The organism is Streptomyces ipomoeae 91-03, assembly GCF_000317595.1.
In the GTDB taxonomy this organism is placed as follows: domain Bacteria; phylum Actinomycetota; class Actinomycetes; order Streptomycetales; family Streptomycetaceae; genus Streptomyces; species Streptomyces ipomoeae.
Genome location: NZ_AEJC01000556.1, coordinates 1 through 24200, shown reverse-complemented (window position 1 = coordinate 24200; position 24200 = coordinate 1). Strand labels below are relative to the sequence as shown.

The following is a 24200-nucleotide window of genomic DNA, read 5'->3' as shown; positions in this document are numbered from 1 at the left end:
GGGCCGACGGTTATCGGACCCTCATCGGGTGAGGCACAACGTCACTTGTTGATGCAGGTGTTGCCGAAGGCGGGGTTCAGCAGCCCGATCACGTTGATCGTGTTGCCGCACACGTTCACGGGGACGTGGACGGGCACCTGGACGACGTTGCCGGACGCGACACCCGGGGAGTGCACGGCGGCACCCTGGGCACCGGCGTCGGCGACAGCCAGACCCGCACCCGCGAGCACCAGACCACCGGTGGCAGCCGCAGCAGCGACGACCTTCTTGATCATTATTCCTCCTTGTTGGCAATGCGACCCCAGTAGCGAGTCGCATCACCTGTAACGAGGAGGGAGTAATCGAGCTACGAGCCTATGGTCCGATTCACTCGCCACGGTTGACCTTCGTACGCGCTGCCGATTATGGGAGTCTCGTTTCAGCACACAATTCCGGACAGAACAAGGCCGGTTCAGGCTCCGCCAGCAGCCATCAGGGAAGGCGCACGGAAGGTCAGGACGCGTCGATGAACCGGTCGAGCACGCGCACACCGAACTTCAAACCCTCCACCGGCACCCTTTCGTCGACGCCGTGGAACATGCCCGCGAAGTCCAGCTCCGGCGGCAGCTTGAGCGGCGCGAAGCCGAAGCCCCGGATGCCGAGATCGTCGAAGGACTTGGCGTCCGTGCCGCCGGAGAGCATGTACGGGATCGCCTTGGCGGCCGGGTCCTCGGCGACCAGCGCGGACTGCATGGCCTCCACGAGCGCCCCGTCGAAGGAGGTCTCCAGCGCCTTGTCGGAGTGGGTGTCCTCGCGCCGTACGTTCGGGCCGAGCAGCCGGTCGAGATCGGCGAGGAACTCCTCCTCGTACCCCGGCAGGAACCGTCCGTCGACGTGCGCGGTGGCCTCGCCGGGGATGACGTTGACCTTGTAGCCGGCGGCGAGCTGGGTCGGGTTGGCGGTGTTGCTGAGGGTGGCGCCGATGAGCTTGGCGATGCCGCCGAGTTTGGCGAGGGTGCTCTCCATGTTCTCCGGGTCGAGTTCGGTGCCGAGCGCGTCGCCGAGTTCGTCGAGGAAGGCCCGGGTCGTCTTGGTGACCCGCACCGGGAACCTGTGCCTACCGACCCGCGCGACGGCCTCCGACAGTTCGGTGATGGCGTTGTCCCGGTGGATCATCGAACCGTGCCCCGCGGTACCGGCCACGGTCAGCTTCATCCAGTGCATGCCCTTCTCGGCCGTCTGGATCAGATAGAGCCGCCGCTCCTCGCTCACGGTGAACGAGAAGCCGCCGACCTCGCTGATCGCCTCGGTGACGCCCTCGAAGAGATCCGCGTGGTTCTTCACCAGGTGCTTGGCGCCGTACGTGCCGCCCGCCTCCTCGTCCGCGAGGAAGGCGAGCACGATGTCGCGCGGGGGCTTGCGACCGCTGCGCAGCCGGTCGCGTACGACCGCCAGCGTCATCGCGTCCATGTCCTTCATGTCGACCGCGCCCCGGCCCCACACACAGCCGTCCGCGACCTCGCCGGAGAACGGGTGGTGGGTCCAGTCCGCCGCGTTGGCCGGTACGACGTCGGTGTGGCCGTGGATGAGCAGCGCGGGCCGGGACGGATCCTCGCCCTCGATGCGGGCCACCGTGGAGGCGCGGCCCGGGTGCGACTCGAAGATCTTCGGTTCGAGCCCCACCTCGGCGAGCTTCTCGGCGACGTACTCGGCGGCCTTGCGCTCCCCCGGGCCCGAGTGGTCGCCGTAGTTGCTGGTGTCGATCTGGATCAGCTCGCGGCAGAGGTCGACGACCTCGTCCTCGCCGGTCACGCTCCTGGCCGTGTCCGTGTCGCTCACGCTGGTTCCTCCCGCTGTCGCTGCTGGTGGTTCCCCCTCATCCTCCTCCTGCCCCACCGCCCGCCCCAAGACCGGGACCGGCCCGTCACACGCCGTTCACGCCCAGCCCTCCCCCGAACGGGGCGTGATCGAGGGCCCTCGTAAGCCTGGTAATGTTTCCTTCGTCGCCGCGAGGGGAACCCCGCGCGACAGACACCTTGTCCGGGTGGCGGAATGGCAGACGCGCTAGCTTGAGGTGCTAGTGCCCTTTATCGGGCGTGGGGGTTCAAGTCCCCCCTCGGACACCAGCTGAAGCCCCTGTTCATCAGGGGCTTCTTGCTTTTCCGGGCTCCCTCTGCGGCTGTCGGCCGCGGGATCATGGTCGGCACCGCGAGCGGGAGCCGCCGTCCTCGCGTCCCGGCTGGTGCCGGGGCACAGCGGCTCACCCGCCGAAGTGGGGTGAGGGCGCCGGGCGACGGCACAACCCGGCTCACACCTTCGGCCGACTTCGGCGTACTTCGGTGAAGCAGTCCGGCCCCACCGCGTTGACCTGGGCATTCATCAGTGGCTTCGGTCTGTTTCGGTGTCCGGCCACTGTCGTTCGCGGCCTCGCGAGAGTGAGATCACCTACTAGTCCGGGAGGACGTCATGGGCAAGATCGTCACCTTGCGGAGCGCGGTGATCATGGGGACCGCCGTAGCCGCCGGGTCGGTGGCGGGGACCGTCGCCGAGACGCTGGGGCAGCTCGTCGGAGAGCCACTGCCCGGGGTGGGGCCGGTCGTCACGGGAGCCGTCTCGCTCTGGTTCGCCGAGAAGCTGGACCGGCTCATCGCCGACGACAGGGACGCGAGCTGAGGGAGCTGTTTCGTGTGGGCGGCACTCACTCGTCGAAGGTGCCGCCCCACCGCCCCCTCACGTACTCCTCCTCCGACGGGAGCAGCCCCTCCAGGACGGTGGTGTCCAACATGTCGAGCACTCGTGTGCCGTGCTCGTCGCACCACTCGCGCTGGTCGAGAGCGACAGCCAGTTTCAGCAGCCGGAGGCCCGAAAGGGCACGCGTTCCCGGTTCGGCGATGGTCTCGATCAGGCGGAAGAGGAGGGCGAGCACCCGGCCCGTGCTCATGGTGTCCGGCACATGCGCGTCCGAGCCGGAGCCGATGGCCAGGTGGCTCACCACGCTTGCGGGTTCGAGCGCGAGAAGCCTCGCGGCGGTGACGGCCAGTTGCTCGTCGGGAGCACGGGCGAGCAAGCGGCAGGCTACGGAGAGCAGATGGAGGGGTGTCCTTTCGTCCTTGTTGGAGATGGGTCTGGTGCTGGTCCACTCGTTTGCCAGTGTCCACACCGCGTCGCTCACGAAGTTCGCGGGAAGCCGGTCGCTCTCACCGGCCAGCCTGTGACTCACCAGTGCGACAAGGCGCTCTTTCGCCCACGGGCCCACGGAGGTGTCGAGGGCACGCAGGCACGCTTCGTAGCGTGTCGTCAGGTCCCGGGCGGGAGCGGGTTCACACAGCAGCAGGGCGACCAGGGCGTGGGCCACGGACGCTCCCTGTCCGAAGGGATCGACGGTGTATGCGCTGGTGAGATCGTTGAGTTCCTCGAACACCGGCAGCGCCGGCTCCAGCACGAGCTCCACGTCACGGTCGTACAGCAGACGTGAGCGGCGCAGAGTCTCGTGCCACCGGTCGCCCGTGGACAGTGGTTCTTCCCCTTCCGGTGTTGTCTCCCCTCCAGGCGGGTCCAGCACCCAGGCCGCGCGGCTCGCCGTCTCGGGCAGCTCGTGCCGGTTCAGGCACAGGGCGATGTCACGCCGTCCTTCCGCCTTGCCGACGATCGCCCTCTGGGGCACGCTGCCCACCGCGCGGGTGAAGGCGTCCCAGGAGTCTGGAGGGAGCTGCGACTTCCAGAGCAGAGCGTGCTCGCTCCACTGGGCGACCGGGTCTGCGGTGTCGTCGGTGAGCTCAGAGAAGTTGACCACTTGCCCCCGGGCCAGGGCGAGCAGCAGGAGGTTCGCGCTGTAGCAGGCGTGGCGGTGGGTGACGCGGGCCGGTCTCGCCGTGTAGCCGGTGCGGCTCTCGGCGGAGCGCTCGTCGAGCGCGGTGGGGAAGAGGGGGCGTACGGCTTCCCAGGTGGGGAGGAAGTCGCGGAGGTTGTCGATGATCTGCGCGCGGTCGGTCAGCAAGGAGTGGGAGAGCAGGTCGAACAGCAAGCCGTCGTGCGGGCCGTGGTCGGGGCAGTGTGCCAGGGTGCGGGCGATCTTCCGGGCGACCAGGTGCTCGCCGAATGTGGCGTGGAGGAATTCGTACCAGCGTCGGGCGGTCCCACGCTTGGAGGTGGCCCTGGCCTCGTGGATGAAGAAGAACCTTCCGAAGACGAGCCCGGCCTCCGGGCAGGCGGCCCTGTTGTCGGGTGCGCGCAGGAAGCGCAGGTCGTTGTCGGCCTCCTCGGCGCTGACGCCTTGGCGGCCACGGTTGAACATGGCGGCGGCGATGACCGACAGGAGATCCAGTTCGTTCTCGATGCGCTCCTCCAGGGCCTCTGGTCGCAGCCTGGGCTCCAGTTTGATGATCTGGCGGCGAACGAAGAGGCGCAGCAGCCGTTCGTACAGATCGACGCGGCTCATGGAGGCGGGGTCGACCTGTATGGGCCCTGTTCCCTGTTCGACGCCGAAGTACAGGGCCAGCATGAGCAGCAGGAGGGGCTGTGCCGCCAGGTCCGGGTAGAGGGCGCCCAGATCGCGGCGGAGTGGAGGAAGGGCGTTGCGCCTGAAGTAGCCGGCGTTGGCCGAATTCCAGGTATCCGTCCAGCGGGCGATGCGGCTGGCATCGAAGGGTTCCAGACGGATGATTACGCTGTTGTCGGGGAACTTGGCCTGGTCGGCGACGACGGTGCGGCTGGTGACGATCGCGGCGACCGGGAGTCCGCTCCGGGCCGACGCCTGCTGGAAGTCGGCGATGTCCTGCAGGTAGCGCCAGTGATCGGCGCCACTGGCCTGGAGCAGTTCATCGAAACCGTCGAAGATCAGTACGGGCAGCACTCCGTCGGACAGCTCCGTGACGGTGGCCCAGGTGACGTCCATGAGGGTGGCGTGCCGCAATGCCTGACGGATCTGTTCGAGGATGTCGACGTCGGCGGAGACATTGCGGAGTTCGATCCTGATGGGCAGATAGTCCTCGGGCGGGAGACGGGCAGCGAGCAGCCGTGTGAGCAGTGACTTGCCCGCGCCGGGGTCGCCCAGAACGATCAGCGGGCGGACCGTCGGGAAACCGGTGAGGTGGGCGGCCAGGAAGCCCTGGATCTCTTCGCTCAGCGGGCGGGTGCTCCACCAGGCGTCGACGTGGGGCATGCCGCCGGGGCTGTGGACGGCGGTGCGGAAGGCGGGGTTGACATATCCCTTGGCGAGACGCGGGATGTGGGGTGTCGGTTCGTCGTCGCCGGTCTCCCCGATGGGCGAGATGGGGCAGTTCAGTTCGTAGCGGTAGATCTCCGAGAGCCGGGCCGGCCACACCCCCGGCGTCGTCTTGCGGGAAAGGGCCCGCAGGAGGATCTCCAGGCCGTCCAGGCCTCCGTTTCGCGCGTGTACCTCCCGGTACAGCGACTCCAGCCGGTCGCGTGCCTCGCCCGTCGGACAGGCGTCCAGGGCACGTACCGCCTTCGGGCCGTCCAGCATGCTCGCCCACACGAACAGCTCCGGGCAATCGGCGGCCAGTTCCGCGAGGCGCGCTTCGTATACGGCCGTGGCTTCCTCGGCCACAGGGCGGGTCTCCGCTTTCGCCCACTGCTCGGCGAACTCGGTGTAGTGCGCCAGGAGCCGGGCGCGGTGGTCGATGTAAGGCACGTCGGTGATGGGCAGTGCCCCGGAGGCGAGGGTCCCGTCGCCGAGGACCGTGCCGAACAGGCCTTCCACATCGACCCCGTCGGGCGCCGGGTCGTCGGCCCATACGCTGTCGAGCGCCGGACTCCTGACGCCGCCCTCCAGGAGCAGAATGGTGTGCGCCGCGCGCAGGAGTCCCACCCGGTGAACGTGACAGGCTCGGCGCACCCCGGCGCCGAGGCCGGCCAGCATGCGCCGGGCGATGCCGTCGAAGGAATCGCGGAGGACTTCCAGTTCCTCCCGGGATTCCAGTTCGTTCTCGACGAGCTTCTCGGCGTCGCGGCGGAGAACCGGACGCCGACCGGCGAGGACGCGAGCAGCCGCGCTGAAGGATCTGATCCGCCATCCGTCGCTCGACAACTCCCGAATGTACGACCGAAAACGCTCGTCCTCGTACTCGTCGGTGCAGACGGAGCAGTCAGCGGACTCAGCGGACTCAGCGGACTCAGCGGGTTCGGCCAGGGCCTGTGGCCGTTCGCTCTGCTGCCGTGCGGCGACGACGTCGAGTTCCGTCTCCAGGTTGGTCAGCGTCTTGCGCCAGTGGATGAATGCGGAGTCCTCCATCTCTCCGCAGGCGCGCAGGATCGTCGTCACCACGTCCCAGCTGGGGGCCGTGGCACGCTTGCCATTGAGCAGTTCGGACAGGGCGGATTCGCTGAGGCACAGCTGTCTGCGCAGTTTGGCCCGGCTGACGCCGCGGTCCTTGATCATCTTTCTCAGCGGGCGCCAGAAGGCGGCCATCAGGGCACTGGTGGACACGCGGCGCTCCCCTTGTCACGCGGCTCGTCGAAGGCGGAACTCAAGGACGGACAGTGGTTCGGGGTGCCGGTGCCGCCCGGGCCGGTGCGAGAACCCTTCGATGCCTGTGCGGCGGGTTTATCCGATCCCGCGACGAAATGTGCGCGACATCTCGCCGCGCCGAAGAAACCCCAGGTCACGATAGACAGCCCCATGTCTCCGAGTCGTCTCTCGGATGCCCCCGCCTGGCCGTCACGACAGGCCGTAGTCACCCGAGCACTAGAGTATGGGGCTTGTTCGGCGCCGGACCGGAACATCCCCAGGCAGACCTGGTGGCCCGCCGGTGCCCCCGGATGGTCCGGGTGCGAGAGGCGAGGATCCGATGGCCGCCGTATACGAAAGTCCCGAACTCACGCTGCTCGACGGAGAGCTGACCGAGGGATTCGACGGATCGGCGCGGTTCAGCGCGGGACCGGCTCCCTCGCCGCGCACACTCGTCGACGTGTTCGAGGCGTCCGTACGGTCGTATCCGGACGAACCCGCGCTGGACGACGGGAAACGGCGGCTCACCTACCGGGCGCTGGCCGTAGAGGTGGAGCGGTTGCGGCGCGAGCTGGGCGCCGCCGGGGTCGGGCTCGGCGACCGGGTCGGCGTCCGTGTGCCGTCCGGCACCAATGACCTCTACGTGGCGATCCTCGCCGTGCTCGCGGTGGGTGCCGCCTACGTTCCCGTGGACGCCGAGGACCCCGATGAGCGGGCCGAGCTGGTGTTCGGGGAGGCGGAGGTGCGGGCGGTCATCGGTGCCGGGCACCGGATCACCGTCCAGGGCGCCTCGGACTCCCCCGCCGGGCGGCCCGGCGTCGAGCACGACGCGTGGATCATCTTCACCTCCGGGTCGACCGGCAAGCCCAAGGGCGTCGCCGTGAGCCATCGCAGTGCGGCGGCCTTCGTGGACGCCGAAGCCCAGTTGTTCCTCCTCGAGGAGCCGATCGGGCCCGGGGACCGGGTGATGGCGGGGCTTTCGGTGGCCTTCGACGCGTCCTGTGAGGAGATGTGGCTGGCCTGGCGGTACGGGGCCTGTCTGGTTCCGGTGCCGCGTTCCCAGGTCAGGAGCGGTGCCGATCTCGGGCCCTGGCTGGTCGAGCAGGAGATCACCGTCGTGTCGACCGTGCCGACGCTGGCCGCGCTGTGGGAGCCCGAGACACTCAACGACGTACGGCTGCTGATCTTCGGCGGTGAGGCCTGCCCGCCCGAGCTGGCGCAGCGGCTGGTGACGGAGGGCCGGGAGGTCTGGAACACATACGGGCCGACCGAGGCGACTGTGGTTGCCTGTGCCTCGCTCATGTCCGGTGCGGAGCCCATCCGGATCGGGCTGCCGCTGGACGGGTGGGAGCTGGCCGTCGTCGACGAGGCCGGGGAGCCCGTGCCGATGGGCGGCAGCGGGCAGTTGGTCATCGGTGGGGTGGGGCTCGCGCGGTATCTCGATGCCGAGAAGGACGCGGAGAAGTACGCGCCGCTGGAGTCGCTGGGGTGGGAGCGCGCCTACCGCAGCGGTGACCTCGTGAAGGCCGAGCCGGAGGGGTTGGTCTTCCTCGGGCGGGCCGACGAGCAGATCAAGCTCGGCGGGCGGCGGATCGAGCTGGGCGAGGTGGACGCCGCCCTGCAGGCGCTGCCCGGTGTCGCGGGTGCGGCGGCGGCCGTACGGACCGCGCGGAGCGGCAATCAGCTGCTGGTCGGCTATGTCGTCACCCAGGACGGCTGGAACCACGCGGCGGCCGTGGAGAAGCTGCGGGCCGAGTTGCCCGCCGCGTTGGTGCCGCTGCTGGCCCCCGTGACCGAACTGCCGACCCGGACGTCCGGGAAGGTCGACCGGAACGCGCTGCCGTGGCCGCTCGCGGAGTTGGAGAACGCCGGGCCGGCCGAGGAGTTGTACGGCACCGAGGCGTGGCTCGCCGAGCAGTGGGCCGAAGTGCTCGGAGTGCCGGTCGGCAGTGCGGAGGACGACTTCTTCACGATCGGTGGGGGCAGCCTGGCCGCCGCCCAGCTGACGACGAGGCTGCGGAGCCGGTACCCGAGCGTCGCCGTCCTCGACATCTACCAGCGGCCGACCCTGCGGAAGCTGGCCCGGTATCTGGAGGAGTCCGGTCAGGAGGACGGCTCCCAGCGTGTCGTGGCGCCCGTGCCGGTACGGGCGCGGGTCGTCCAACTGCTGCTGCTCGTCCCGCTGTTCACGCTGCTCGGGCTGCGCTGGATCGTTCCGCTCGCGGCGCTGGGGAACCTGTTGGGGTCGTACGCCTGGCTGCCGACCGCGCCCTGGTGGGCCGTCGGGGCCGGGGCGGTGCTGTTCTACAGCCCGCCGGGGCGGCTCGCGGTCGCGGCGGGCGGGGCGCGGCTGCTGCTGCGCGGGGTCGAGCCGGGCCGGTACCCGCGTGGTGGGAGCGTGCATCTGCGGCTGTGGACGGCCGAGCGGCTGTCCGAGTTCTGCGGGGCGACGTCGCTGACCGGGGTCTGGCTGGAGCGGTACGCGCGGGCGCTGGGCGCCAAGGTCGGGGCCGATGTGGATCTGCACGCGCTGCCGCCGGTGACCGGGCTGCTGAAGCTCGGGCGGGGCGCGGCCGTGGAGTCCGAGGTGGACCTCTCCGGGTACTGGCTGGACGGGGACCGGCTGGAGATCGGGGCCGTGAAGGTGGGCGCCGGTGCGGTGGTCGGGACGCGGAGTCTGCTGCTGCCGGGGGCCAGGGTCGGCAAGCGGGCCGAGGTGGCGCCGGGTTCCGCCGTGGCCGGGCAGATCCCCACCGGGCAGCGCTGGGCCGGGGCGCCCGCCGTGAAGCTGGGCAAGGCGAAGCGGAGCTGGCCCAAGGAGCGGCCACGGCGGGGGCTGTTCTGGCGGGCGACGTACGGTGCGACCGGCGCCGGTCTGACCGCGCTGCCGCTGGTCGCCCTGGTCGCCGCGCTGGCCGTGGTGAGCCTGTTCGTGGACCCGGAGGCCGGGCTCGGCGAGGCGCTGCGGGGTGCGGCGCTCGGGCTGGTGCCCGCCACGCTCGCGTTCGGGGCGGTGTACGCGCTGCTGCTGCTCGTCGCCGTACGGCTGCTGAGCCTGGGGCTGCACGAGGGCACGCATCCCACGCACAGCAGGGTCGGGTGGCAGGCCTGGACGGTCACGCAGCTGATGGACAGGTCGCGGGAGACGCTGTTCCCGCTGTACGCCGGGCTGGTGACGCCGGTCTGGCTGCGGTTGCTCGGGATGCGGATCGGCAAGGGCGCCGAGGTGTCCACGGTGCTGGCGCTGCCGAGTCTGACCAAGGTCGGGGACGGGGCGTTCCTGGCGGACGACACACTGACCGCGCCGTACGAGCTGGGCGGCGGCTGGATGCGGATCGGGCGGGCCGAGATCGGGCGGCGGGCGTTCCTCGGGAACTCCGGGATGACCGCGCCGGGGCGTTCGGTGCCGGACGGCGGGCTCGTCGGGGTGCTGTCGGCGACGCCGAAGAAGGCCAAGAAGGGCAGCTCGTATCTGGGGCTGCCGCCGATGAGGCTGCCCCGGTCGACGGCCGGCGGTGACCAGAGCCGTACGTACGAGCCGCCCGCGCGGCTGCTGTGGGCGCGGGCCCTGGTGGAGCTGTGCCGGATCGTGCCGGTGTTCTGCTCGGCCGGGCTGGCGGTGCTGACGGTGGCGGTGCTGAGCTCGCTGGGCGGCTGGGTCTGGCTGCTGGGCGGGGTCGTCCTGCTCGGCGCGGGCCTGCTGGCCTGTCTGGTGGCCGTCGTCGCGAAGTGGCTGCTCGTGGGGCGGCACCGCAGCGGTGAGCATCCGCTGTGGAGCGGTTTCGTGTGGCGCAACGAGCTGGCGGACACCTTCGTGGAGGTGCTGGCCGTGCCGTGGCTGGTCGGGTCGGTGCCGGGGACGTCGCTGATGAACGGCTGGCTGCGCGGGCTCGGGGCGCGGATCGGCAGGGGCGTGTGGGTGGAGAGCTACTGGCTGCCGGAGACCGACCTGGTCACGCTCGGTGACGGGGCCACGGTGAACCGGGGATGTGTGCTCCAGACCCACCTCTTCCACGACCGGATCTTGCGGACGGATACTGTTGAACTCCGTGAGGGTGCCACGTTGGGCCCGGGCGGAATCGTCCTGCCCGGCAGCGTGGTCGGGGCCCGCACCACGCTGGGGCCGGCGTCGCTGGTCATGGCCGCGGAGTCCGTTCCCGACGACACCCGGTGGCTGGGCAACCCGATCGAGGCATGGCGTCGCCGGTGACGGCTTCCGCCGCGTCGGGGGACGGTGGAGGTCGTACGAGCGCAGAGCGGGGAGCAGAAGCGGCAGTGGCGGTTCAGCAGTCTCAGGGTCCGGACCCGTACTTCCCGGCGAACGGTGACCCCCGTTACCGGGTGCACCGCTACGAGGTCGCCGTGGACTACCGCCCGGGTCCGAACCGGCTGTCCGGAACCGCGCGGCTGAACGCCATAGCGGGCCGGGCCGCGCTCGGCGAGTTCCAGCTGAACCTCGCCGACTTCAAGATCGGCCGGGTGCGGGTGGACGGCCGGGCGCCGCACTACACGCACCGGGGCGGCAGGCTGCGCGTCCGGCCCGCCAAGCCGATCCGGGCCGGGGCCGCCTTCACCGTCGAGGTCCACTGGTCGGGCAATCCCAAGCCGGTGAACAGCCCCTGGGGCGGCATCGGTTGGGAGGAGCTGACCGACGGGGCGCTGGTGGCGAGCCAGCCGGTCGGGGCGCCGTCCTGGTACCCGTGCAACGACCGGCCGGCCGACAAGGCGTCGTACCAGATCTCGGTCACCACGCCGTCCGCGTACCAGGTGGTGGCGGGCGGCCGGCTGCTGACCCGTACGACGAAGGCGTCCACGACGACCTGGGTGTACGAGCAGTCGGCGCCGACGTCGAGCTATCTGGTGGGGCTGTCGATCGGCAAGTACCAGACGGTCCTGCTGGGCGACCCCGGTCCGGGGGGTGTGCCGCAGACCGGGCACATCCCGGCGCATCTACTCACCCAGTTCTCCAGGGACTTCGCCCGGCAGCCGGCCATGATGGAGCTGTTCGAGGAGCTCTTCGGGCCGTATCCGTTCGGTGAGTACGCGGTGGTGGTGACCGAGGAGGAGCTCGATGTCCCCGTCGAGGCACAGGGGTTGTCGCTGTTCGGCGCCAACCATGTGGATGGGGCGCGTGGTTGGGAGCGGCTGGTCGCGCACGAGCTGGCCCATCAGTGGTTCGGCAACAACGTGTCCATCGCCGACTGGCGGCACATCTGGCTGAATGAAGGTTTCGCCAAGTACGCCGAGTGGCTGTGGTCGGAGCGGTCGGGCGGGCGCACGGCGCAGCAACTGGCCGCCACCGCGCACCAGAGGCTGTCGGGGCTCCCCCAGGATCTGCGGCTGGCCGACCCGGGACGCAAGCTGATGTTCGACGACCGCCTCTACGAGCGCGGTGGCCTGACCGTCCACGCGATCCGCTGCGCCCTGGGCGACGACGCGTTCTTCCGCATGCTGCGCGGCTGGTCGAGCATCCATCGGGGCGGTGCCGTCACGACGGCGGCGTTCACGGCGCACGCCGCGCGGTACGCCGACGGACCGCTGGACGACGTGTTCACGGCGTGGCTGTACGAGACACCGTTGCCGCCGCTGCCGACGCCGGTGCCGCCGTCGCCGAGGAGACCCGCCGTACCGGCTCGACCGCCCTATCCGCCGACCAACGCGGGGTCGGCGTAGGGCTGGGACCGGGGCTGGGAGCTGGGGCTCGGGTCGAGGGCCAAGGCCTTGGCCGGGATCGGGGGCCGAGGCGGGGGCTGGGATCGGGGGCCGAGGCGGGGGCCGGGATCGGAGGCCAAGGCGGGGGCCGGGATCGGAGGCCAAGGCGGGGGCCGGGATCGGAGGCGAAGGCGGGGGCCGGGATCGGAGGCGAAGGCGGGGGCCGGGATCGGAGGCGAAGGCGGGGGCCGGGATCGGAGGCGAAGGCGGGGGCTGGGGTCGGGGGCCGAGGCGGGGGCTGGGGTCGGGCCGGGCAGAATGGGGGCATGTCGTCGCGCCGCAGGTCCAGGACCACCTCGAAGGGCTCTCCCAAGGCCGCCGGTAAGGGCAGGTCTTCGGCCCGGACTTCGGCGGAGGCTTCGGCCGGGGCTTCTTCGAGCGCCGCTCGGCCTTGCCCGTGCGGGCTTCCCGAGGCGTACGAGCGTTGCTGTGGGCGCTTCCACTCCGGTGGTGCCGCCGCGCCGACCGCCGAGGCTCTGATGCGGTCGCGGTACAGCGCCTACGTCGTACGTGACGAGGCGTACCTGCTGCGTACCTGGCACCCACGGACCCGGCCGGCGAGTCTGGGGCTCGACCCCGGGGTGCGTTGGACCGGCCTGGAGATCCTGGCCACCACCGATGGCTCGGCCTTCCACACGACCGGCACCGTCACCTTTCGCGCGTCGTTCCAGGACGGTTCGCTGCATGAGCGGAGTCGGTTCGAGCGGGTGGACGGGGCCTGGGTCTATGTGGACGGGGAGTTTCTGGAGTAGGTCAATCGGCCGTCGGGGCGTGGCCGTTGGGGGCCAGGATGTCCAGTTCCTTGAGGGCGCCCTCGGTGATTTCCCGGGTGAGTTCTTCGGCCCGGGGGGCGTTGCCCTCGCGGATGGCTTCGGCGACCTGGACGTGGAGGGTCACGGCGGCCGGGTCGGGGTCGGGGAACATGACCTCGTGGTGGGTGCGGCCGGCCAGGACCTCCTCGACCACATCGCCGAGGCGGGCGAACATCTCGTTGCCGGAGGCGTTGAGGATCAGGCGGTGGAAGGCGACGTCGTGGTGGAGGTAGCCCTCCAGTCTGTGGCCGCGTGAGTTGGCGACCATGCCGATGGCGCACTCGGTGATTTCGGCGCACTGTTCGGCGGTGGCGTTGCGGGCGGCGAGGCCCGCGGCGATCGGTTCGACGGCCGAGCGGAGCACGGTGAGCGAGCGCAGTTGGCGGGGGCGGTCCGCGCCGGCCAGGCGCCAGCGGATCACCTGGGGGTCGTAGACGTTCCACTCGGCGGTCGGGCGGACGATCACGCCGACCCGGCGGCGGGACTCGACGAGATGCATGGACTCCAGGACGCGGACCGCCTCGCGCATCACGGAGCGCGACACCTCGAAGGTCTGGGCGAGTTCGTCCGTGCGCAGCACGCTGCCCGGCGGGTACTCGCCCGCCGTGATCGCCGGTCCGAGGGTTTCGAGTACTCGGCCGTGCAGCCCCCGGCCCGGTGTGGTCATGGGGATCAGGGTACGAGGCCAGGGAGTCGAAGAAAAAGTCAGACTTATTTGCGTCGAGGGCTTGAATTCGTCGTACCTAATGGGTTTCAGTGTCGTCGACGTCGCGTGACGTCACAGATGTCGACGAGGACAGCGAGGTAGCGATGGGTACCCCTCCCGTCGTCGTGGTGATGGGCGTGGCAGGCACCGGGAAGACCACGATCGGTCCCCTGCTCGCGGCCAGGCTCGGCGTGCCGTACGCCGAGGGCGACGACTTCCACCCCGAGGCCAACATCGCCAAGATGTCGGCCGGGATTCCGCTGCAGGACGCGGACCGGTGGCCATGGCTGGACGCCATCGGCCGCTGGGCGCACGATCGGGCGGGGCTCGGCGGGGTGGTCAGCTGCTCGGCGCTGAAGCGTGGTTACCGGGATCGGTTGCGGGCCGTCGCGCCCGGGCTCGTCTTCGTGCACCTGACCGGTGACCGCGAGCTCATCGAGGACCGGATGGCGCACCGGCGGGGGCACTTCATGCCGACGGCGCTGCTCGACTCGCAGTTCGCCACGCTGCAGCCGCTGGAGGCGGACGAGGCGGGGGTGGCGGTCGATGTCTCGGGGAGCCCCGAGGAGATCGCCGAGCGGGCGTTCACCGCGCTGCGGGGGCTCGACCGGGCGTCGTAGGCGTCGTAGCCCTGCCCCGGCGGCGACCGGGTCGTTTCGCTTCACCGTCTCACTGCGACGTCTCACTTCGACGTCCTTCTTCGACTTCTTCGGCTTCTTCGAAGTTCTCTTCGACGTCCTCGACGTCCTCGACGTCTCACTTCACCGTCTCACCGCAACTTTCTTTGCCCTCCCCACTCAAGGACTCACCGTGACCAGACTCAGCGTCGAGATGCTGGCAGCGGACCCCGTCGAGCCGATCACCTCGGCGGGGCACGCTCAACTTGGTATCGCCGTACTGCTCGGCATCACCGTCATCGTTCTGCTCATCACCAGGTTCAAGGTCCATGCCTTTCTGGCGCTGACCATCGGCTCGCTCGCGCTCGGTGCGTTCGCCGGGGCGCCGTTGGACAAGGCGATCGCGAGCTTCACCGCCGGGCTCGGGTCGACCGTGGCCGGCGTGGGTGTGCTCATCGCGCTGGGCGCGATCCTCGGCAAGCTGCTCGCGGACTCCGGGGGCGCCGATCAGATAGTCGACACGATCCTCGCCAAGGCCCAGGGGCGGGCCATGCCGTGGGCGATGGTGCTGATCGCCTCCGTGATCGGACTGCCGCTGTTCTTCGAGGTCGGGATCGTGCTGCTGATCCCCGTGGTGCTGATGGTCGCCAAGCGCGGCGGCTACTCGCTGATGCGCATCGGTGTTCCCGCGCTCGCCGGTCTGTCCGTCATGCACGGGCTGATACCGCCGCATCCCGGTCCGCTGGTCGCGATCGACGCCGTGAAGGCCAATCTGGGGGTGACGCTGGCGCTGGGGCTGCTCGTCGCCATACCTACCGTGATCATCGCCGGGCCGCTGTTCTCCAAGTACGCGGCCCGGTGGGTGGACGTACCGGTGCCCGAGCGCATGATCCCGGCGCGCGCATCTGAGGAGTTGGAGAAGCGGCCCGGCTTCGGAGCCACCGTCGCGACCGTACTGCTGCCTGTGGTGCTGATGCTGGCCAAGGCGCTGGTCGACATCGTCGTGGACGACCCCGAGCAGATGGTGCAGCGGGTGTTCGACGTCGTCGGCTCGCCGCTGATCGCGCTGCTCGCGGCGGTGATCGTGGGCATGTTCACGCTGGGGCGGGCGGCCGGGTTCGCCAAGGGGCGGCTGTCGTCGACCGTCGAGACGTCCCTCGCGCCCATCGCGGGCATCCTGCTGATCGTCGGTGCGGGTGGCGGCTTCAAGCAGACGCTGATCGACTCCGGTGTCGGGCAGATGATCCTGGACATCTCCGAGGACTGGTCGATCCCGGCGCTGTTGCTGGCGTGGCTGATCGCCGTGGCCATCCGGCTGGCCACGGGGTCGGCGACCGTCGCCACGATCTCGGCGGCGGGGCTGGTGGCGCCGTTGGCCGCGGACATGTCGACGACCCACGCCGCCCTGCTGGTGCTGGCCATCGGTGCCGGGTCGCTCTTCTTCAGCCATGTCAACGACGCCGGGTTCTGGATGGTCAAGGAGTACTTCGGGCTGAGCGTCGGACAGACCATCAAGAGCTGGTCGGTCATGGAGACGATCATTTCGGTGGTGGCGGGGGCGATCGTGCTGCTGTTGTCCCTGGTGATCTAGGGGCGCCGGAGGCTTGGTGGGTGGTTGCCGGGAGATCGGCACCGCAGGATTCCGCCGTCGTGGCTGAGCGCCACGGCGGCGGAATTGCGTGACGGGGGTTCAGGGAGCGCCGGGGGTCTCGGGAGGGCGGTCCAGCGGCAGGGCGGAGTGGTTGCCGGGGGCTCGGCACCGCTGGGGACCACCATCGTGGCTGAGCGCCGTCGCGGCGGAGAAGGGTGCCCGGGAGTTTCAGATCGACCGGGGCTCGGAGAGGCCGATGCCCTCTCCTGCGCTGCCCCCTCTTTCCCGCCACGGCGGCGGCGATCGACGGTGCCGACAGGGGACGGCCTCGCGGCGGGCGCACGGCGGCGCGACCGTGCTCAGCACTACGGGCGCCAGAGCGGGTGCTCCCCGTCCGCCGACCCGACAGCATGTGCCCGGCCCCACGGCCGTCCGCAAGGCTACGGCCGCCGGAGTGCCCTCTGACCGCCCGGCCCGGCGGCACGGCCGTCCGGTGCTACGGCCGCTCTTTCCACCCGGCCCAGCAGCATGCACCCCGACAACACACCCGACCCCAAACACCACAACCGCCACAGCCGAAGCCACCCACCCACCCGGCCAGCAGCATCAGCCCGGCAGCACGGCCGTCCACTGCTACGGCGCTCTTCCCACCCAGCCCAGCAGCATGCACCCCGACAACACACCCGACCCCAAACACCACAACCGCCACAGCCGAAGCCACCCACCCACCCGGCCAGCAGCATCAGCCCGGCAGCACGGCCGTCCACTGCTACGGCGCTCTTCCCACCCAGCCCAGCAGCGTGCGCCCCGGCAGCACACCCGGCCCGAGCACTACGGCCGCCAGAGCCGAGGCCCCCGGCCATCGGCCCGACGGTGTGTGCCCCCCGGCGGGGCGGGCGTCGTGGTGCTACGGGCGCCAGAGCGGGTGTTCTCGGTCTGCCCAGTCTCGGGTCACCAGTCCCGTTCGCAGGCCTCGGCGGGCCTCTGGGTCGGCCAGGGCCATGCCTATGTGGCCGGCCAGGACTATGCCGATCGTCAGCGACAGCCAGTCGTGGACGAAGGTGGCGCTGGTGCGCCAGGCCAGGGGGGTGAGGTGGGTGAACCACATCAGCAGGCCGGTGGCGAGCATGACCAGGGTGGCGCCGGCGATCCAGGCGGCGTAGAGCTTCTGGCCGGCGTTGAACTTGGCGGCGGGGCGGCCGGGAACGCGGCGGCGGGCCGCGCGGAGCCAGAGACGGTCGTGCGGGCCCCAGCGGTTCAGTCGGCCCAGGTCGGCGCGGAACGCCCGGGAGGCCAGGCCTGCGAGGACCGGGAGGGGCAGGAGCAAGCCCGTCCATTTGTGGACCGTCACCACCAGGGCCCGGCGGCCGACCAGTTCGGCGAGGGCGGGGACGTACAGGCAGGCGGCCGTCGCCACGCAGATGCCCATCAGGGCCGCCGTCGTGCGGTGGATCCAGCGTTCTGCGGGGGTGAAGCGCCGGACGCGGGTGGCGTCGGCGGCCTCCACCGGCGGGGCCTCAAGTCGTCGGTTCATCGTCCCGCCCGTTCGATCGGCCGACCCACGCGTCGATGTCGTAGCCCCGGTTCTCCCAGTAGCCGGGCCGGACCTTCTCCGTGACCTCGATGCCGGAGAGCCACTTCGCCGACTTGTAGAAGTACATGGGGGCGACGTACAGACGTACCGGGCCGCCGTGGTTGTGGCCGAGGTCCTTGTCCTGCATGCGCAGGGCGACCAGGACGTCCGCGCGCCGGGCCTGTTCGAGCGTGAGGCTCTCCGTGTACGCCCCGTCGAAGCAGGTGAACCGGACCGCGCCGGCCGAGGAGCGCACTCCGGCCGCGTCGAGCAGTTCGGAGAGTCGTACGCCCTCGAACGGCGTGTCCGGCACCCGCCAGCCGGTCACGCACTGGACGTCGCGCACCATCCGCGTCTGGGGCATCGCCCGCAGCTCGTCCAGGGTGTACGACGTCGGCTTGTCGACCAGGCCGCCGACGGTGAGGCGATAGTTCTTCGCGGTCTTGCGGGGCACGGACGACGTCACCGAGTAGTAGCGGAAGCCGCCGCCGTTGGGGAGCAGGCCGGTCAGGCCCGTGGGGTCCTTCTGGGCCGCCTCGCCGAGGAAGGCTTCCAGGCCGCGCTGGAGCACGGGCGCGGAGACCACACCGAGGGCGCCGAGGCCCAGGGTGCCGAGGAGGATGCGGCGGCCGATGGGGGCGCCGCGCTCCGGTTCCTGGTCCTCTGCGTGCGCGGTCGTTTCCTGGTCCTCCGCGCGCTCTGTCGGTTCCTGGTCTTCGGGGTGCTCCCTCGGCGCTTCCCGCGCTTCGGGATGTTCAGGGTTCACATACTGATTCGAACACCCGCCGCCCCGGTCGGGCCAGGGGCGGCGGGCAATCGTCAGGGTTCCGTCATCTGTGCACAGGCGTCGGTCATCTGTGCACGGGCGCCGGTCATGTGTACACGGGCATCGGTCACCCGCGCGCAGACGTCGCTCAGGCCGTCGCCTTCGCCGCCGCGCGCCCCGCCGTGCGGCCCGAGAAAAGGCAGCCGCCGAGGAACGTGCCCTCCAGGGAGCGGTAGCCGTGGACGCCGCCGCCGCCGAAGCCGGCCGCCTCGCCCGCCGCGTAGACGCCGTCCAGCGGGTCGCCGCCCTCGGTGAGGACGCGGGAGGAGAGGTCGGTCTCCAGGCCGCCGAGGGTCTTGCGGGTGAGGATGTTGAGGCGGACGGCGATGAGCGGGCCGGCCTTGGGGTCGAGGATGCGGTGCGGGGTGGCGGTGCGGATCAGCTTGTCGCCGAGGTAGTTGCGTGCGCCCCGGATCGCCATGACCTGGAGGTCCTTGGTGAAGGGGTTGGCGACCTCGCGGTCACGGGAGACGATCTCGCGGCGCAGCTCGGCCTCGTCGATCAGGGGTTCCTTGGTGAGCGCGTTCATGCCGCGCACCAGCGAACCGAGGTCCTTCTCGACCACGAAGTCGACGCCGTGGTCCATGAAGGCCTTCACCGGGCCGGGAACGTCCGCGCGGGCCCGTATGAAGACGTCCTTGATGGACTTGCCGGTGAGGTCGGGGTTCTGCTCGGAGCCGGAGAGGGCGAACTCCTTGCCGATGATCTTCTGGTCGAGCACGAACCAGGTGTAGTCGTACCCGGTCTTCATGATGTGTTCGAGCGTGCCGAGGGTGTCGAAGCCGGGGAACAGCGGCACCGGCAGTCGCTTGCCGCGCGCGTCGAGCCACAACGACGAAGGGCCGGGGAGGACGCGTATGCCGTGGTTCTCCCAGATGGGGTTCCAGTTCTGGATGCCCTCGGTGTAGTGCCACATGCGGTCGCGGTTGATGAGGTGGGCGCCGGCCTCCTCGGCGATGGCGAGCATCTTGCCGTCGACGTGGGCGGGGACACCGGAGATCATCTTCTCCGGGGGGTTGCCGAGGCGCTTCGGCCAGTTGGCGCGGACCAGGTCGTGGTTGCCCCCGATGCCGCCCGAGGTGACGATCACGGCCTGGGCCTTGAATTCGAAGGCACCGGTGACGTCGCGGCTGCTGGCCTGGCCGCGCTGGATGGTCGACGGCGCCAGGATCTCGCCGGTGACGGTGTCGACGGCGCCCCCGCTGCGCGAGAGCCCGGTCACCCGGTGCCGGAACTTCAGCTGGACCAGCCCCCGGGCCACGCCCTCCCGCACCCGGCGCTCGAAGGGCGCGACGAGCCCCGGCCCGGTGCCCCAGGTGATGTGGAAGCGGGGGACGGAGTTGCCGTGGCCGTTGGCGTCGTAGCCGCCGCGCTCGGCCCAGCCGACCACCGGGAAGAACCGGACGCCCTGCCGGTACAGCCAGGAGCGCTTCTCCCCGGCCGCGAAGTCGACGTACGCCTCGGCCCACTTGCGCGGCCAGTGGTCCTCCTCCCGGTCGAAGGCGGCGGTGCCCATCCAGTCCTGGAGGGCGAGGGCGTGGCTGTCCTTGATGCGCAGACGGCGCTGTTCGGGCGAGTCGACGAAGAAGAGTCCGCCGAACGACCAGTGCGCCTGGCCGCCGATCGACTGCTCGGGCTCCTGGTCGAGGAGGATCACCTTGCGACCGGCGTCGACGAGCTCCGCGGTCGCCGCGAGCCCGGCGAGGCCCGCCCCGATCACGATCACATCTGCGTCGTACGACATGGAGGACGTCCTCTCGGGAACGGGTCAGGCAAGCGGGGGCGGCGGGCCAGGGCGCACCGAACACCGCCCAGCGCTTTGTTACTGGCCGGTCAGCAACTTTGGCATCTGATCCTTCGGTACGGAAGTGACCTAGTCAACTGTCCGGATGTGTCTCCGCTTACACGCGGTCCCCGGCCGGCTGGTTAGAGTCCTGCGGGCAGGCGCCTTGCCCCTTATGTCCCCTGTTGATCACCCGAGGTACCCAGCATGTCGGTTCTCGTCCTGATCCTCGCCGTGAGCGCCGCGTGCTGTCTGGGCTTCGGTTTCGTCCTCCAGCAACAGGCCGCCGCGCACGCCCCGATGACCGACTTCCTCTCGCCACGACTGCTGCTCGACCTGATGCGGATGCCGCGCTGGCTCGGCGGGATCGGGCTGATGGTGTGCGGCATGGCGCTGGGCGCGCTCGCGCTGAGCCAGGGCGAGGTCACCCTCGTGGAACCCCTGCTCGCCACCAACCTCCTCTTCGCGCTCGTCCTCTCCCGCCGGCAGACCCGACAGCCGCTGGGCCGCCAGGGCTGGGCGGGTCTCGTCCTCCTCGCCGGCGGCGTGACCGCCTTCATCGTGACCGGTCGGCCCGAGGGGGGCGACGCTCGCACCGATCCCTTCCGGCAGTGGCTGATCATCGGCGTCATGCTGGGCCTCGCGCTGCTCCTCACGGCCTACGCCAAGCGGTCCCGGCTCAGCGCCGGACCGGTGCTGCTGGCCGTCGCGGCCGGGCTCCTCTACGGCGTCCAGGACGCGCTCACCCGGGTCAGCGGGCAGCGGTTCGCCGAGGGCGGCTGGGGTGGGCTGCTCACCACGTGGCAGCCGTACGGGGTGCTGCTGCTCGGCGTCACCGGGCTGCTGTTGGTGCAGAGCGCCTTCGAGACGGCGCCCCTGCGGATGTCGTTGCCCGCCCTCACCGCCGCCCAGCCGCTCGCCGGGATCGTCTGCGGAGTGGGCTTCCTCGGCGACCGGCTCCGCACGGACGCCGGTGCCCTCGCCTGGGAGGCGGCCGGTCTCACGGGCATCGTCGTCGGGGTCGTACTGCTCGGGATGCATCCGGCGATGCCGTGCGGGTCCGCTGTGGGGCGGGTGGATCGGATGGGGGAGCTGCAGCAGGGCTGAGGGGCCGTGGGGGTGAGCCGCTGCCCCGGCCCTGTTTGGATGGGCTCATGAATGGGATGGGTTCATGAGCGCCGCCGACGAGATCCTCGACATCGTGGACGAGAACGACCAGGTCATCGGGCAGGCCCCGCGCGGGGAGGTGTATGCGCGCGGGATGCGGCATCGGGTCGTGTTCGTGCTGGTACGGGACGGCGAGGGGCGGATCTTCGTCCATCGCCGGACGCCGACGAAGCTGGTCTTTCCGTCCCTGTACGACCTGTTCGTGGGTGGGGTCGCGGGGGCGGGCGAGAGCTACGACGCGGCTGCGCTGCGCGAGGCCGAGGAGGAGCTGGGGGTCTCCGGGTTGCCTCGGCCCGTTCCGCTGTTCAAGTTCCTCTACGACGACGGGGCCGGGGGGAGTTGGTGGTCGGCCGTGTACGAGGTGCGGTGTGAGGTGGCGGTGGAGCCGCAGGTGGAGGAAGTCGACTGGTACGGGTTTCTGTCGGAGGCGGAAGTCGAGCGGCGGTTGGGTGAGTGGGAGTGGGCGCCGGATGGGAGGGCGGCGTGGGAGCGGTTGCGGGGGTGGTGGGGTGCCGGGTGACACAACGGTGTTCCGCCCCCGCCGCCCCTGCCCATCCCCGCTCCCAGGGGCTGCCGCCCCTTCGACCCCGCTTCGCCTTATGGCTCGGTCCGGGCGGTTTGTCGGCGACTGCGGGTGGGTGGGGGTTGCTCGCGCCCACACGGCGGAGCCGCAAACCGATGCAGCCCCGCGCTCCTTCAGGGGCGCGGGCCGCACGTACCCACTCACCGCGGCTGCGCTGTGAGTGGGCGGTAGTGTCCTGGGCGTGATCGAGTTTGTGCGGAACGTCCGGCTGTGGTTCGCGCCGGAGGAGATCCGAGAGGAGGGCGGGACGCCCGACTACCGGTTCTCCCTGGCGAACGAGCGGACCTTCCTCGCCTGGCTGCGCACCGCCCTCGCACTGATCGGCGGCGGCTTCGCGGTCGACCAGTTCCTGCCGGACCTCCGCTGGGGCTGGCGCGTCGGACTGGCACTCGCGCTGCTCGCCGCCGGCGTACTGTGCGCGTTCCGCGCGGTCAACCACTGGGTGCGTTGCGAGCGGGCCATGCGGCGCGGCGAGGATCTGCCGGTGTCGCGCTTCCCGGCGATGCTCGGTGTGGTGGTCGCCGTCGTCGCCCTCGCGATGGTGGTGGTCGTCCTGCTGGGGTGGGAGGGGTGACCCCTCGGCACCGGACCGTCGAGCGGGACCCCGGGTTGCAGCCCGAGCGCACCCGGCTCGCATGGCGGCGTACGACCCTCACGGGCGCCGTGATCGCCGTACTCGCGGCGAAGTCGGCGCTGCACGACGGGTCGCCGGCGTCCGGCGTGGTGGCCGCCGCCCTGTGCGCGGCGCTGTGGCTGGGCTTCCTGGGCCTCGCCCACCGGCGGATCGGCGCCCTCGCGCGGCGGCGACCCGCCGCTCTCTCGCCCCGGGTCGCCGCCGCAGCCGCCCTGTGCACGATCGCCCTCGCGGTGTGCGGCGCGGCGCTGGTGTTCTGACCGAGCGGCGCTGGTGTTCTGACCGAAACGTGGGCCGCCCTTGGGGCTCGCATGGAGTTTCAAAAGGGAAGAATTGGGGCTTGTGTGACTAGCCTGACCACGTCAGACCGGTCACCACCGAAGGCGAGCGTCATGACCACCCTTCACCAGGAACACCCCGTCCACGACCACGCCCACGGCCCGGACTGCGGACACACCGCCGTGCCGCACGGCGACCACACCGACTACGCGCACGACGGGCATCTGCACCGTGAGCACTCCGGTCACTGGGACGAGTGCGAGCCGAGCGGGCACACCTCCCACGAGGGGCACTCCCACGCACACGGCGAGGACTGCGGGCACGACGCGGTCACGCACGGGGACCATGTGGACTACGTGCACGACGGTCACCGGCACGCCGCGCACGACGGCCATTGGGACGATCACTGAGGCAGACCCGTCCATCCGCCGACAACGGCGACCGGCGGGGGCGGCCCGGCATCAGCACAGCCACCTGCACTGTTTCCGCGCACCCCGGATTCCCGTTGATCGTCACCGACTGGCAGGCTCTGAGCACCAGTTGGCGACGATCGGGGGGACGAAGGGAAACATGATGACCGCAGAAGAGCCGTACACCGTCGAGTTGGCGAGCGATGTGTACGCATATGTGCAGCCGGACGGCGGTTGGTGTCTCAACAACTCCGGTTTCGTGAGCGACGGGACGACCACCCTGCTCGTGGACACCGCGGCGACGGAGCGCCGGACCCGCGCCCTGGGTGCCGCGCTCGACGCCACCGGCGTCCCGAAGCCCCGTTTGCTGGTGAACACCCACCACCACGGGGACCACACCTACGGCAACGGCTTCTTCACGCCGAACGCCACCCTCGTCTCGCACTCCGCGTGCCGCCGCGAGGCCCTGGCCAGTGGGCAGCACCTTCATCTGCTGTGGCCGCAGACCGACTTCGGGGACGTCAGCATCAAGGGCGCCGACATGACGTACGACGACCGGATGACCCTGCACGTCGGTGACATCGAGGCCCAGATCATCCACCCCGGCATCTCGCACACGGTCGGCGACTCGATCGTCTGGCTGCCGCATCGGCGGGTGCTGTTCGCCGGGGACCTGGTGTTCGAGGGCGGGACGCCGTTCTTCCTGATGGGGTCGCTGAGCGGTTCGCTGCGGGCGCTCGACCTGATGCGGGAGCTGGGTGCCGAGACCGTCGTACCGGGGCACGGGCCGGTCACCGACCCCTCGGCGTTCGACCGGGCGGAGCGGTACATGCGGTTCGTGGCGGAGGTCGCCGAGAAGTCGCACGCGGCGGGGCTCACGCCTCTGGAGGCGGCCCGGAGCACGGACCTCGGCGAGTACGCGGACCTGCCCGAGAGCGAGCGGCTGGTGGCGAATCTGCGCCGGGCCTACGCCGAACTGGACGGGCTGCCCGAGGGTGAGGGCGTGGACCCGTTCGCGGGATTCATGGACATGGCGACCATCAACGGCGGGGAGATGAT

The 24200-nt window shown here is 70.6% G+C and carries 19 protein-coding genes and 1 tRNA gene; 13 read left to right on the top strand and 7 right to left on the bottom strand.

Features of this window, described 5'->3' with window-relative positions:
• Nucleotides 1-41: 41 nt before the first annotated feature.
• Both chpH and STRIP9103_RS36355 read right to left on the bottom strand, forming a co-directional pair.
• The gene (gene chpH / locus STRIP9103_RS36360) at nt 42-275 is read right to left on the bottom strand and encodes a chaplin ChpH (protein ID WP_009331532.1); all 234 of its coding nucleotides are present in this window, start codon (nt 273-275) and stop codon (nt 42-44) included.
• Nucleotides 276-492: 217 nt separating this feature from the next.
• Complete coding sequence (locus STRIP9103_RS36355) at nt 493-1818, bottom strand: M20/M25/M40 family metallo-hydrolase (RefSeq protein ID WP_009331543.1); 1326 nt, start codon at nt 1816-1818, stop codon at nt 493-495.
• Nucleotides 1819-2017: 199 nt separating this feature from the next.
• On the opposite strand from STRIP9103_RS36355, the gene STRIP9103_RS36350 reads away from it, so the two are divergent.
• Both STRIP9103_RS36350 and STRIP9103_RS36345 read left to right on the top strand, forming a co-directional pair.
• Nucleotides 2018-2105, top strand: a tRNA-Leu gene (locus STRIP9103_RS36350).
• Between the two features lie 340 nt (nt 2106-2445).
• Nucleotides 2446-2652, top strand: coding sequence for a hypothetical protein (locus STRIP9103_RS36345; RefSeq protein WP_009331549.1), 207 nt, complete (start codon nt 2446-2448; stop codon nt 2650-2652).
• Between the two features lie 25 nt (nt 2653-2677).
• On the opposite strand, the gene STRIP9103_RS36340 is transcribed toward STRIP9103_RS36345, so the two are convergent.
• Complete coding sequence (locus tag STRIP9103_RS36340; protein ID WP_009331535.1) at nt 2678-6427, bottom strand: helix-turn-helix domain-containing protein; 3750 nt, start codon at nt 6425-6427, stop codon at nt 2678-2680.
• Between the two features lie 361 nt (nt 6428-6788).
• Between STRIP9103_RS36340 and STRIP9103_RS36335 the strand changes: the two genes are divergently transcribed.
• The 3 genes from STRIP9103_RS36335 (at nt 6789) to STRIP9103_RS47580 (ending at nt 12912) form a co-directional block, all read left to right on the top strand.
• Nucleotides 6789-10658, top strand: a complete 3870-nt coding sequence (locus STRIP9103_RS36335) for a Pls/PosA family non-ribosomal peptide synthetase (RefSeq protein ID WP_009331530.1) — start codon at nt 6789-6791, stop codon at nt 10656-10658.
• 65 nt (nt 10659-10723) lie between these two features.
• Nucleotides 10724-12121, top strand: coding sequence for a M1 family metallopeptidase (locus STRIP9103_RS36330; RefSeq protein ID WP_009331520.1), 1398 nt, complete (start codon nt 10724-10726; stop codon nt 12119-12121).
• 305 nt (nt 12122-12426) lie between these two features.
• Nucleotides 12427-12912 carry a YchJ family protein gene (locus STRIP9103_RS47580; RefSeq protein ID WP_009331539.1) on the top strand — a complete coding sequence of 162 codons (486 nt, stop codon included), beginning with the start codon at nt 12427-12429 and terminating at the stop codon, nt 12910-12912.
• Between the two features lies 1 nt (nt 12913).
• On the opposite strand, the gene STRIP9103_RS36320 is transcribed toward STRIP9103_RS47580, so the two are convergent.
• Nucleotides 12914-13639 carry a FadR/GntR family transcriptional regulator gene (locus tag STRIP9103_RS36320; protein WP_009331528.1) on the bottom strand — a complete coding sequence of 242 codons (726 nt, stop codon included), beginning with the start codon at nt 13637-13639 and terminating at the stop codon, nt 12914-12916.
• 143 nt (nt 13640-13782) lie between these two features.
• Between STRIP9103_RS36320 and STRIP9103_RS36315 the strand changes: the two genes are divergently transcribed.
• Together STRIP9103_RS36315 and STRIP9103_RS36310 are read left to right on the top strand one after the other, a co-directional pair.
• Nucleotides 13783-14298, top strand: coding sequence for a gluconokinase (locus tag STRIP9103_RS36315; RefSeq protein ID WP_048821619.1), 516 nt, complete (start codon nt 13783-13785; stop codon nt 14296-14298).
• A 190-nt stretch (nt 14299-14488) separates the two neighbouring features.
• Nucleotides 14489-15886: a GntT/GntP/DsdX family permease gene (locus tag STRIP9103_RS36310; RefSeq protein ID WP_009331557.1), complete on the top strand. Its 1398-nt coding sequence runs from the start codon at nt 14489-14491 to the stop codon at nt 15884-15886.
• Between the two features lie 907 nt (nt 15887-16793).
• On the opposite strand, the gene STRIP9103_RS36305 is transcribed toward STRIP9103_RS36310, so the two are convergent.
• The 3 genes from STRIP9103_RS36305 to STRIP9103_RS36295 form a co-directional block, all read right to left on the bottom strand.
• Nucleotides 16794-17420, bottom strand: a complete 627-nt coding sequence (locus STRIP9103_RS36305; RefSeq protein WP_048821617.1) for a cytochrome b/b6 domain-containing protein — start codon at nt 17418-17420, stop codon at nt 16794-16796.
• Nucleotides 17404-18225, bottom strand: a complete 822-nt coding sequence (locus tag STRIP9103_RS36300; RefSeq protein WP_009331525.1) for a molybdopterin-dependent oxidoreductase — start codon at nt 18223-18225, stop codon at nt 17404-17406. Before STRIP9103_RS36300 ends, STRIP9103_RS36305 begins: the two co-directional genes overlap by 17 nt.
• Before the next feature lie 148 nt (nt 18226-18373).
• On the bottom strand, nt 18374-20029 hold the full coding sequence (locus STRIP9103_RS36295) for an FAD-binding dehydrogenase (protein WP_009331545.1): 1656 nt from the start codon (nt 20027-20029) through the stop codon (nt 18374-18376).
• A 246-nt stretch (nt 20030-20275) separates the two neighbouring features.
• Here STRIP9103_RS36295 and STRIP9103_RS36290 point away from each other — a divergent pair, with 246 nt between their 5' ends.
• The 6 genes from STRIP9103_RS36290 to STRIP9103_RS36265 all read left to right on the top strand — a co-directional run.
• A complete protein-coding gene (locus STRIP9103_RS36290) occupies nt 20276-21175 on the top strand; it encodes a DMT family transporter (RefSeq protein WP_009331559.1) in 900 nt (299 codons plus the stop codon).
• 64 nt (nt 21176-21239) lie between these two features.
• Entirely contained in the window at nt 21240-21755 is a 516-nt protein-coding gene (locus STRIP9103_RS36285) for an NUDIX domain-containing protein (RefSeq protein ID WP_009331547.1), read from the top strand.
• 244 nt (nt 21756-21999) lie between these two features.
• Entirely contained in the window at nt 22000-22392 is a 393-nt protein-coding gene (locus STRIP9103_RS36280) for a YidH family protein (RefSeq protein ID WP_009331553.1), read from the top strand.
• Nucleotides 22389-22712 (top strand): DUF202 domain-containing protein, encoded by a 324-nt coding sequence (locus tag STRIP9103_RS36275; protein ID WP_009331541.1) that lies wholly within the window; start codon nt 22389-22391, stop codon nt 22710-22712. Before STRIP9103_RS36280 ends, STRIP9103_RS36275 begins: the two co-directional genes overlap by 4 nt.
• Before the next feature lie 132 nt (nt 22713-22844).
• Nucleotides 22845-23141 carry a hypothetical protein gene (locus STRIP9103_RS36270; RefSeq protein WP_009331522.1) on the top strand — a complete coding sequence of 99 codons (297 nt, stop codon included), beginning with the start codon at nt 22845-22847 and terminating at the stop codon, nt 23139-23141.
• A 163-nt stretch (nt 23142-23304) separates the two neighbouring features.
• Nucleotides 23305-24200, top strand: an 896-nt coding sequence (locus tag STRIP9103_RS36265; protein WP_048821616.1) for an MBL fold metallo-hydrolase, incomplete at its 3' end; no start/stop codon positions are given.

Coding starts and splice junctions, on each gene's coding strand:
- chpH (WP_009331532.1), bottom strand. CDS start 275: ATGATCAAGAAGGTCGTCGCTGCTGCGGCTGCCACCGGTGGTCTGGTG.
- STRIP9103_RS36345 (WP_009331549.1), top strand. CDS start 2,446: ATGGGCAAGATCGTCACCTTGCGGAGCGCGGTGATCATGGGGACCGCC.
- STRIP9103_RS36335 (WP_009331530.1), top strand. CDS start 6,789: ATGGCCGCCGTATACGAAAGTCCCGAACTCACGCTGCTCGACGGAGAG.
- STRIP9103_RS47580 (WP_009331539.1), top strand. CDS start 12,427: ATGTCGTCGCGCCGCAGGTCCAGGACCACCTCGAAGGGCTCTCCCAAG.
- STRIP9103_RS36320 (WP_009331528.1), bottom strand. CDS start 13,639: ATGACCACACCGGGCCGGGGGCTGCACGGCCGAGTACTCGAAACCCTC.
- STRIP9103_RS36315 (WP_048821619.1), top strand. CDS start 13,783: ATGGGTACCCCTCCCGTCGTCGTGGTGATGGGCGTGGCAGGCACCGGG.
- STRIP9103_RS36305 (WP_048821617.1), bottom strand. CDS start 17,420: ATGAACCGACGACTTGAGGCCCCGCCGGTGGAGGCCGCCGACGCCACC.
- STRIP9103_RS36295 (WP_009331545.1), bottom strand. CDS start 20,029: ATGTCGTACGACGCAGATGTGATCGTGATCGGGGCGGGCCTCGCCGGG.
- STRIP9103_RS36290 (WP_009331559.1), top strand. CDS start 20,276: ATGTCGGTTCTCGTCCTGATCCTCGCCGTGAGCGCCGCGTGCTGTCTG.
- STRIP9103_RS36285 (WP_009331547.1), top strand. CDS start 21,240: ATGAGCGCCGCCGACGAGATCCTCGACATCGTGGACGAGAACGACCAG.
- STRIP9103_RS36270 (WP_009331522.1), top strand. CDS start 22,845: ATGACCACCCTTCACCAGGAACACCCCGTCCACGACCACGCCCACGGC.